The organism is Candidatus Thermoplasmatota archaeon, assembly GCA_035540375.1.
In the GTDB taxonomy this organism is placed as follows: Archaea; Thermoplasmatota; SW-10-69-26; order JACQPN01; family JAJPHT01; genus DATLGO01.
Genome location: DATLGO010000074.1, coordinates 1 through 9,409 on the forward strand (window position 1 = coordinate 1; position 9,409 = coordinate 9,409).

General features: G+C 70.7%; 12 protein-coding genes. All 12 read right to left on the reverse strand.

Annotated features, from left to right (window positions below):
• Positions 1-1,041, reverse strand: a 1,041-nt coding sequence (locus VM889_08900; protein HVL48660.1) for a formate--phosphoribosylaminoimidazolecarboxamide ligase, incomplete at its 3' end; no start/stop codon positions are given.
• A gap of 233 nt (positions 1,042-1,274) precedes the next feature.
• Positions 1,275-2,444 carry a pyridoxal phosphate-dependent aminotransferase gene (locus VM889_08905; GenBank protein HVL48661.1) on the reverse strand — a complete coding sequence of 390 codons (1,170 nt, stop codon included), beginning with the start codon at positions 2,442-2,444 and terminating at the stop codon, positions 1,275-1,277.
• Between the two features lie 332 nt (positions 2,445-2,776).
• On the reverse strand, positions 2,777-3,574 hold the full coding sequence (locus VM889_08910) for a 3-oxoacyl-ACP reductase family protein (protein ID HVL48662.1): 798 nt from the start codon (positions 3,572-3,574) through the stop codon (positions 2,777-2,779).
• A gap of 56 nt (positions 3,575-3,630) precedes the next feature.
• The gene (gene ribH / locus VM889_08915; protein ID HVL48663.1) at positions 3,631-4,035 is read right to left on the reverse strand and encodes a 6,7-dimethyl-8-ribityllumazine synthase; all 405 of its coding nucleotides are present in this window, start codon (positions 4,033-4,035) and stop codon (positions 3,631-3,633) included.
• Between the two features lie 19 nt (positions 4,036-4,054).
• Positions 4,055-4,657, reverse strand: a complete 603-nt coding sequence (gene ribC, locus VM889_08920) for a riboflavin synthase (GenBank protein HVL48664.1) — start codon at positions 4,655-4,657, stop codon at positions 4,055-4,057.
• Positions 4,657-5,103 (reverse strand): adenylyltransferase/cytidyltransferase family protein, encoded by a 447-nt coding sequence (locus VM889_08925; protein HVL48665.1) that lies wholly within the window; start codon positions 5,101-5,103, stop codon positions 4,657-4,659. The genes ribC and VM889_08925 overlap by 1 nt, the downstream gene beginning before the upstream one ends.
• Positions 5,100-5,834 (reverse strand): 3,4-dihydroxy-2-butanone-4-phosphate synthase, encoded by a 735-nt coding sequence (locus VM889_08930; protein ID HVL48666.1) that lies wholly within the window; start codon positions 5,832-5,834, stop codon positions 5,100-5,102. Before VM889_08930 ends, VM889_08925 begins: the two co-directional genes overlap by 4 nt.
• A 55-nt stretch (positions 5,835-5,889) precedes the next feature.
• The gene (locus VM889_08935; GenBank protein ID HVL48667.1) at positions 5,890-6,084 is read right to left on the reverse strand and encodes a 30S ribosomal protein S17e; all 195 of its coding nucleotides are present in this window, start codon (positions 6,082-6,084) and stop codon (positions 5,890-5,892) included.
• Positions 6,085-6,326: 242 nt separating this feature from the next.
• Positions 6,327-6,536 (reverse strand): hypothetical protein, encoded by a 210-nt coding sequence (locus tag VM889_08940; protein ID HVL48668.1) that lies wholly within the window; start codon positions 6,534-6,536, stop codon positions 6,327-6,329.
• A 65-nt stretch (positions 6,537-6,601) separates the two neighbouring features.
• Complete coding sequence (locus VM889_08945; protein ID HVL48669.1) at positions 6,602-7,090, reverse strand: DUF1616 domain-containing protein; 489 nt, start codon at positions 7,088-7,090, stop codon at positions 6,602-6,604.
• A gap of 97 nt (positions 7,091-7,187) precedes the next feature.
• Positions 7,188-8,105: a hypothetical protein gene (locus VM889_08950; protein HVL48670.1), complete on the reverse strand. Its 918-nt coding sequence runs from the start codon at positions 8,103-8,105 to the stop codon at positions 7,188-7,190.
• Entirely contained in the window at positions 8,106-8,816 is a 711-nt protein-coding gene (gene larB, locus VM889_08955; GenBank protein ID HVL48671.1) for a nickel pincer cofactor biosynthesis protein LarB, read from the reverse strand. It lies immediately after the preceding gene.
• Positions 8,817-9,409: the final 593 nt, after the last annotated feature.

Genomic DNA, 9,409 nt, shown 5'->3' on the forward strand with positions numbered 1-9,409 from the left:
CTTCTTCGAGGCTTCCTTGATCTCGCGCGCGATGCGGCGGCCCGTGGAGAGGCCGGGCTCGATGTAGTCCGTGTACGGCGACCCGCCCGGATACAGGTTCGTGCCCGCGACGATGCGCGCGCTGATCTCGAACACCTTGAAATCGAGCTTGTCCGTCACGACCGTCTCGAGGCAGAAGGGCCCGATCATGCCGCCGAAGAGGTCGAGGCTCGACTCGACGACGCCCGCGCCCATCTTGAACACCTTCGGGAGGAGCGATTCGCGGATGATGAGCGGGAAGTTGCCGCTCACGACGAACGTGGGCGTGATGCCGATCTCCTCGAGCTCGCCGATGGAGCCGAGGCGGTTCGCCTCGTCGATGTTCGTCTCGTCACGGCGGTCCGCGCCCATGAACTGGATCGCGCCCTTCGAGAGCTTGTAGCCCGAGTCCGCGATGGGGCTGTAGAAATAGTGCAGGTAGTAGCGCGTGCCAAGCACGAACTCCTGGATGACGTACGGCTTCGTGTCGTCGATCTTGCGCTTGAACTCGTGGTAGTTGCGCGCCACGAAGAAGCCGCGGCCGCCCTTCGCGCCGTGGTACTTCACGATCACGGGCTCGATGATGTCGCGCGGGTCGTCGATGTGCTTCGGGAGCGTGAGGCCCGCGGCCGTGAGCCACTTCGCGGCGACGCTCCGGTCGGACTCCCATGCGAGGACCTTCCGGTTGCCGAAGGTGGGGACCTTGAGCTCCGCGAACTTGTCGGCGCCCATGTACTCGACAAAGGAGCCGTGCGGGATCAGGATCACGTTCTCGCGCACGAGCTCGTCCGTGCGCTCGGCGAGCTCCGCGTAGGACTTGAGCGAGAGGAACTTGTCAGGCTTCGCAGCGGGGAACGCGTCGTAGTGCTTCGGGGGTTCGCCGACGCAGATGCCGAGGGTGCGGAAGCCCTCGAGTCGCGCGCCGTGGAAGATCTGCAGCGACGAGTGCGAGCAGACCGTCGCGATCGTGATCTTCGAGGGGTCGTAACCCGCAAGGAGCCGGGCGCCGTCGAAGGGGGCCATGGCCGTCAAGCCCGGAAGGGGGACAAAAAGGTTGGGGCGGCCCGGGGGACGGGACCGCGACGGGTCCGCGCGCGGGCCCGCGGGCGAGGAGGGGGGAAGGCGTGCACGTCCCCGATTGCCTGCCCCTCGCGAGCGTGGCGAGGAATCCGCCGGGGTGAGCGAGGCATCTCCGGTAGGCGCGGGATGGAAAGCCGGTCGACTGGCGCAACCCGCTTCGGGCGGCGCGGCGCTCATCAGGCGAGCCGGGCCGCGACCTCCGCGATGCGCGCGAGACCCTTCTCGAGGTTCGCGCGCGAGTTCGCGTACGAGAGGCGCAGGTGGCGCTCCCCGAGCGGGCCGAACTCGACGCCCGGCGTGACCGCGACGCCGCCCTCGTGGAGGAGCTTCTCCGCGAAGGCGAGGGAGTCGAGCGGGAAATCGTAGCGCGGGAAGACGTAGAACGCGCCCTTCGGCACGTTCGCGTGGAACCCGGGGATGCGCGCGAGGCCCTTCACGACGAGGTCGCGCCGCGCGCGGAACTCCTCCACCATCGCGGCGACGGGGGCCTGGTCCATCGTGAGGGCCGCGAGGAACGCGTACTGGTTGAACGTCGCGGGGTGCGTGAGGCTGTGCTGCTGGAGCTTGATCAGCTCCTTCATGATCGGACGCGGACCGACGAGCCACCCGCCGCGCCAGCCCGTCATCGCGTAGGCCTTCGAGACGCCGTTCACGGTGAGCGTGCGCTCGGCCATGCCGGGGAGGGAAGCGATGGAGACGTGGCGGCCCTCGTACAGGACCTTCTCGTAGAGCTCGTCCGAGAGGACGAGGAGATCGCGGTCGCGCGCGAGGTCCGCGACCCCCGCCACGTCCTCGGGCGTCATGACGCCGCCCGTCGGGTTCGAAGGCGAGTTCAGGATGATGAGCTTCGTCGCCGGCGTGATCGCCTCCGCGACGCGCTCGGGGAGGACGCGGAACTCCGAGGCGAGGTCCGTCGGGACGCGCACGACCTTGCCGCCCGCGAGCGCGACGAGGGGCTCGTAGCTCACCCAGGCGGGGTCCGGGATGAGGACCTCGTCGCCGGGGTCGATCGTGCCGAGGATCGCGTAGAAGATGGCCTGCTTCGCGGGCGTCACGAGCACGTCCGCGGTTTCGCACGGGATGCCGTTCTCGCGCCGCGACTTCTCGGCGACGGCTTCGCGGAGTTCCGGGATGCCCCACGCGGAGACGTACTTCGTGCGGCCCTCGTCGAGGGCCTTCTTCGCGGCCGCGACGATGGGCGCGGGCGTCGGGAAGTCGGGCTCGCCCACGCTGAAGCTCACGACGTCGCGGCCTTCCTTCCTGAGGCGCGCGACCGCGTCGGTGATCTTCACGGTGCCCGATTCGTGGACGCGGCCGAGGCGCTCGGCGACGAAGCGGCGGGGCATGCGCGGCGAGCGGAGCGCGCGCGCTTCAAGGTTTGGCCGTCCAATCCGCATGCCAACCACCGTCCAGTCGAACCCGCGAACCCGCCACCGTCCAGTCGAATCCGCGAGCCAACCACCGTCCAATGCCGCGAATCCGCCATTGTCCAGTCGAACGCGCGAGCAGGCCACCGTCCAGTCGCGCTAACCCGCCACCGTCCAGTCCAACCCGCGAGCCGGCCACCGTCCAGTGCCGCGAACCCGCCACCGTCCAGTCCAACCCGCGAGCCGGCCACCGTCCAGTCGCGCTAATCCGCCACCGTCCAGTCCAACGCGCGAGCCCGCCACCGAGGAGCCTAACCCGCGAGCCAACCCCCGTCCACGTAGAAGACGGCGCCGTTGCAGTAGGCGGCCTCGTCGGAGGCGAGGAACGCGGCCAAGGCCGCGACGTCCTCCGGTTCGCCCGCGCGACCGACGGGAATCCGCGCGAGCATCCGGTCGAGACCTTCGGGATCCTCCATGAGGTCGCGCGTCATGTCCGTCCGGATGAGGCCGGGCGCGATCGCGTTCACGGTGATGCCGTGCGGGCCGAGTTCGATCGCGAGCGTCTCCGTGAGCGCGATCACGCCGCCTTTCGATGCGGCGTAGTGCGCGGTTCCGGGGAAGCCGACGCCGACGCCCCCCGAGGCGATGCTCGCGACGTTCAGGATGCGCCCGCCTTCGCCCCGCTCCACCATCGCTCGCGCCGCGGCCTGCGCGACGAGGAACTGGCCCTTGAGGTTCACGTCGATCACGCGGTCCCACTCCTCCTCCGGGATGTCCAGGAAAGGCCGGGGCGTGAAGATGCCCGCATTGTTCACGAGGACGTCGAGACGGCCGAAGCGCTCCGTCACCCGCTGGATCATGTCCCGGACGTCCACGGGACGGGAGACGTCCGCCACCACGGCGAGCGCCGCGCCGCCCCGCGCCTCGACCTCGCGGGCGACCTCGTCCGCGTGGCCGCGGCCCGAGACGTCGTTCACGGCGACGGCCGCGCCCGCCTGCGCCAGGGTCTCGGCGACGGCCCGGCCGATGCCTCGTCCGCCGCCCGTGACCAGCGCCGCCTTTCCCGTGAGATCGAAGAGGGGACGAGGACGCTCCGCAACGGCTGCCATGGACTTCGGTCGCCCCGGACCGCGCCTCAAGGTTCCAGCCGCTTCGTCGCTGCCCGTCAGCGCGCGTCCTTTGCGGCCTTGAGCATCGCGTGCGCCGCTTCGACCGCGGCCTCGGCGCGGTCGAGCCGGGCCTCGGCCTGCGCGTACGTCTGGCCGGGGCCGGTGACCGCGAGGCCGACGGGCTTGCGCGCAGCGAGCGAGAGGTCGAGGAGGGATTTCGCGGCGGCGTGCGCGATGAGCTCGTCGTGCTTCGTCTCGCCCGTCACGACGACGCCGATCGCCACCGCGGCGACGACGCCCTTCGCGCGCAGGCACTCGGCGACCGCGAACGGGAGGTCGTAGGTGCCCTCGACGCTCACGACGGGCGACGGATCGTAGCCGAGCTCCTTCGCGCGCGCGACGGCACGGTCGCGCATCGCGTGCGTGAGCTCGCGGTTGAAGTGGGCAACGGCGATCGCCATGCGCGCGCGCTTCGCGGGTTTACGTGATCGGGCCGGCATCGTCGAACCCCTGGCGTTGTCCCGTCCCGGCCTGCTCGACGAGCCGCTCCGGCTCGAGGAGCATCCAGACGGCGTTGAGAGCATGCTCGCGCGTGCGCGACTCCGCGAGCCATTGGAGGTCCTTGTCGGTCTTCACCTCGTCCATGTGGACGAAGACCTCGAGAAGCGGCTTGCCGAGCGCGGCGCGGATCCACATGAGGCCGAGGCTCGCCTCGTGGCCGCACGTCTTGTCGACGTCCTCGGGGCCCACCATGCCGCAGGCGATCACGAGGTCCGCGCCGCGGTCGAAGAAGCGCCGCGCGGCCGCGGGGAGGTCCTTGACGCCCGGGACCGTGACGCGCTCCACGATGACCTCGCCGGCCGCGCGCTTCGCGAGCTCGTCGAGCGCGGCCGCGCCCATGTTCACGCGGCTGAAGGTCGTGTCGACGACGCCGATGCGCGGCTTCGCGTCGCGTGCGGGGGCCGACCGTGGGGCTCGCCGGGCGCGACGCGCGGAGGCTTCGCCGCCCGGGCTCGCCCGCGGCGCGCGCGGCTTGCGCCCGCGGGCCGGGCCGGCGCGCTTCGCGGCGCGTCGGTCGGCCATCAGGAGGACGCTCCCGTACGGCCGAGCTCGCGGTCGAGGATCCGCTGCACGATCTTGCGCGTGCCGTTGAGGTCGTGGTCGAACTCCGGCATGCGCACGACCTCGATGTGGCCGAGGCCGCGGCGCGCGAGTTCGCGGCGGATCTCGTCCACGCGGTGGTAGTCGTCGTAGCCGAGGGCGATGACGTCAGGGCGCACGTCCTCGACGCTCTTGTACTGGTCGTCCTCGTGGCCCACGATCGCGCGGTCGACGGGCTTGAGGGCCGCGACGAGGGCCGCGCGCATCTCCTGGGGGGTGATGGTCGCGTGCTTGCGCAGGCGCACGCTCGCGTCCGTCGCGACGACGACCACGAGCTCGTCGCCGAGCCGCTTCGCCTCCTCGAGGTAGCGGAGGTGCCCCAGGTGGATGAGGTCGAACACGCCCACCGCCATGACCCGTCGCGTCAACGTTGCACGACAGGCCGGGCCTGCTCATGAAGCTTGGCGTAGGCCGCGGCGATCTCCTCGCCGGTCACGACGACGGTGTCGTGCGCGCGGGCCCAGGCCTCGGCCTTCGATCGGGAGAGCGCGACGCCGCGGTCGAGCATCTCCGCGCCCGCAAGGACGGGCGTGACGCCCGCGACGCGCGCGAGCGCGACGGCGATCTCCGTGTGGCCCGAGCGGTCCACGAACGGGCGCGGAGCGCCGACGCAGAGGTGCACGTGGCCGGGCGCGCGGAAGGCGGCGCCGAAGGCCGCCTGCGCCTCCTCGGGCGCGAGGGCGGGGGCGCGCGCGGCAAGCCGGCCGAACTCCGTGATGGTGAGCGAGCGGTCGTTGTCGGTGATGCCCGTGAACGTCCCGCGGTGATTGATCGTGAGCGAGAACGAGGAGCGCGTGTCGTAACGCAGATCGTTCGGGATGAGCTTCGCGAGCACCGGGTGCTTCGCGGCCGCGTCGCGGAAGAGGTCGTGCAGGAACGGAAGGCCCAGGCGCGCCCCCACGCCGGCGTCGACCGCGAGGAACACGAGGCCCCCCGCGTCCCGTCGCAGCGTCTCGACGGCGGCGGGCGTCGCGCGCTCGGCGGCAACGAAGAGGTCGACCTCCTCCTCGCGGCCGTCCGCGTCGTAGACGAGAACGAAGCCGCCCTGGGCGAGTCGGTCGTAGGCCGTCGCGAGCCGACGGGCGGAAGAATCCGTCACAAGGAGGGCGAGCCCCTCCCGGAAGATGAAGTTTGAGTAGCTACTCAGAAGAGAGTTAGATCTCTTCCTGCTGGGTCCGGTAGCGCGTCACGTAGCCCGCGATGCGGTTCCGCATCTGCTTGGCCATCGGCGTCGTGAGGGCGCTCACCTTGAGCTTGTTCTGGTCGAAATCGGCCGTGAACTCCTGGGGATAGCGCTCGACCAGCTCGATGGCGACGCGCTTGATGTAGGTCGGGCGGATGTTACCCATGCACGCACCTGGAACAGCGCCAAGAAGCGCACCCCCCTATATAACCGTTTGGCGGTCGAGGGTCAGGGACGACCCGCGCCCTCCGGCCTTTCCGTTTGGTTCATGCGGGAGGAGCGACGGGCATGGAGCCATGCCCTCCGTCCACTGCCCCGACTGCGGCTCGGGATTGCGCGCCCTCACCTCGCTTCTCCACTGCGAGGGCTGCCGGTACACGATCCGCCGCTGAGGCCGTCGCCCGGTCGTCACGCCTTCTTGAGCACGGGCAGTCCCGTGCGCTTCGTGATGACGACCTTGTAGCCGGGCGGCATGTCCGCCGGCTTGCCGCTCTTCGGCTCGTTGCGGCTGAAGAAATAGATCGTCTGCTCGCGCCCGCCGTTGAGCTTCACCTTGCGGGTGTAAAGGTTCCAGCCGCCCTCGTGCGTGTAGGCCAATCGGATTCCCCGAGGTTCCACCCCCGGGTCGGGCCTTAAGGGTTTCCCGGAAACCCCCGGTCGCGACACGGATGGGCGCGAGGACGTCAGGATTCCTCGATCGCGCCCCGCTCGAGCCGCCGCGACTCCTCCCGGCTCGCGGCGAGCGCCGCGGCGTCCGCGGGCGCATCCTTCTTCGATTCCAGCTCCGCCTCCGTCAAGCGGTTCGCGAGAAGCGGCTCCAGGTTCGCATGCTCCGCCGGCTTCGGCCCGACCGGAGCCCCGGACTCGCGCCGGAACGCGCCGCGGCGCCACGCGACGGCCGCCAAGGCGACCGACACGAGCGCAAGCGACGACTCGATGAACGGGAAACCCGACCCCGCGGCCTGGAAGTAGCCGCGGCCCTCCGCGGGAAGGAAACCCAGCACGACGCCGACCACGATCGTGATCGCGAGGCTCGTCGCGACGCTCAAAAAACCCGTGAGCAACGCATCGAACCCGGCCGCGCGGGGCCTTGGGAAGAGCGCCTTCACGAGGAAGAACCCGGGAACGAAGGCGATGAGAGCCAGCGCGACCGCGCTCTGGATCGGGTTCATGCACGCGGGACCCCCGGATGCCCGGTTCTACTTTGTGGTGCAACGACCCAACCGCCCGCGCAATCCGGCGCTCCGCGCGCGGGACGGGCGAGCGGCTTCACCCGAGCTTGACCTTGCCGCCCGAGAGGAGCGCCTTGAGCGCCGCGTCGGCCTCGGCCTCGAGCTTGTCGTCGTCGTAGAGCGCCTCGCGCACCTTCTTGCGCTGGTCCGTCACGAGGGCCTTCCGCTCCCGGAACACGGCGCTCCGCTGGTCCCGCAGGGTCATGACCTCGCCCCGCATCTCGAGCGCCTCCTTGTGGTTCGCGTCAGCCTCTTCGCGCAGCTTCAGGTAAGCCTGGTGCTTCTTGTCGCTCTCCTCGTTGAGGAAATCGAGCTGCTTGAAGATCGGCGCGAGCGCGTCGTGCGCCGCCTGCGCCCTGTTCGAGACCTCGACCGCGAGCTTGTGCGCCTCGTCCGCCGCCGCGAACAGCTGCGAGATCTTCTCGTCGACGTCCTTCACGTCCGCAAGCAGCGCGGTTTCCTCCGCGTACTGGGCCCGCGCGGCCTCGAGCTCCTTCTTGCGCGCCTTCAGCACGTCGAGGAGCTTGTTTTCCTCCGCGACCGTCATCGCTGTCGTCTCCTGACGGTGCTCGGCCTTCCGGATCTCGGCCTCGAGCTCGCGCACGCGACCCGCGTACGTGCTCCCCTGGCCGGACTTGCGGAGCTTCTGCTTCTGCGCGATGAGCTCCTTCGCCTGCCGCTGGAACTCGTTGCGCTTCTCGCGGTGCGTCCGCGCCTCCGCGTTGAGCGCGTCGCGCTCCGCCTGGAGCTTCCGCATCTCGTCGAGGATCGACTTCTTCTGGTTGTTGAGCTGGTCGCGCTCCTCGCGCGCCTCCCGGGCCTGGTCGTTCAACGCATCCCGGGTATCGAGCACCTTCCGGTAGCGCTTCTCCGAATCGGAGATCTTCGACTTGAGTTCGGTGAATTCGGCGTCCTCGGGCTCGGCTGGAGCATCCAGCTTGTCAGGCTTCGGCAATCAAACCCCTCCAGGGGAAATCGAATGAACTTGACGATCGACGCCGCGCCGCGCGAGCGCGATCGCGTTCGCGATCTTCGCCGCGTGCGCCGCGGCCACGAATCCGGCGTCGATGTTGACGACCGCGAGCGGCGAGCACGACTGCAGCATCCCGAGGAGCGCGGCCTCGCCACGCCCCCCCATCCCGTACCCCATGCTCACGGGAAGACCGATGACCGGGCGATCCGTGAGTCCGGACACCACCGCCGCAAGCGCGCCCTCGCGCCCCGCCGCCACGATGATGACGTCCATCTCCGGCAGCCAATCCAGTTGACCGAACAGGCGATGGATCCCCGCGACCCCCACGTCGTACGCGATGCGCACCTCGCACCCGAGCTCCTCGAGCACGATCCGCGCCTCGTCCGCGACACGCGCATCCGCCGTGCCGCCCGTGAGGATCCCCACGCGGCCCCCCGTCGCGACCGGCTTCCCGCCCTCTCCCACCACGAGAATCCGGGCGAGCGCATGATAGGTCCGCGGATACGGAAGCCCCTCGAGCACGCCGAGGCGCGACGCCTCCAGACGGCTCACGAGCACCCGACCGCCCTTCGAGGCGAACGCCTCCACGGCCGCCCGCAGATGCTCGTCCTCCTTGCCCTCCGCCAGGATGACCTCCGGAACGCCCGTACGCGCCGCACGATCAAGATCCGGACGCGTCACCGGAGAAGGCATGGGTGCAGCCGGTACGAGACCGCCCCATATATACGTTATGCGGCGCCCGCCGGGGGGCGCACCGCCCTCCGGGACGCGCCCCGTGGCGCGCCGACCCCCAGCGTCGCGCCGCACCCGTGTGCCGCCTCGCCGAACCGGATCGGACGCGCCTTCCACGACGACGGCCAAGCGGACGAAGGGCGGCGCGCGGGGCAGGGGGTCGCGTCCCGCGCGCAGGCTACGCAGGCGCGCGCCGCGCGCGCAACCGGCACCGCGCGCACCTCGCGCGCTGGGGGCGCTTCGCGCGCTGCACGCACCTCGCGCACAGGACGCGCAGCGCGCGCGGCAAGCACCTCGCGCACGGGGTGAGCGCCGCGCCCGGCAAGCACCCGGCGCACAGGACGCGCAGCGCGCGCGGCAAGCACCTCGCGCACGGGACGCGCAGCGCGCGCGGCACGCACCTCGCGCACAGGACGCGCAGCGCGCACCCGCGCCCGTTCGGGTCACTCCCGATTTCGCCGCAAGAGGAGGCCGGCGCCTGCGAGCGCGAGGGGGACGAGGAGGGCGGGGGCGGGGACGCCGCGTCGGTCGTCGTCGACGTCGGTGGTGCAGGC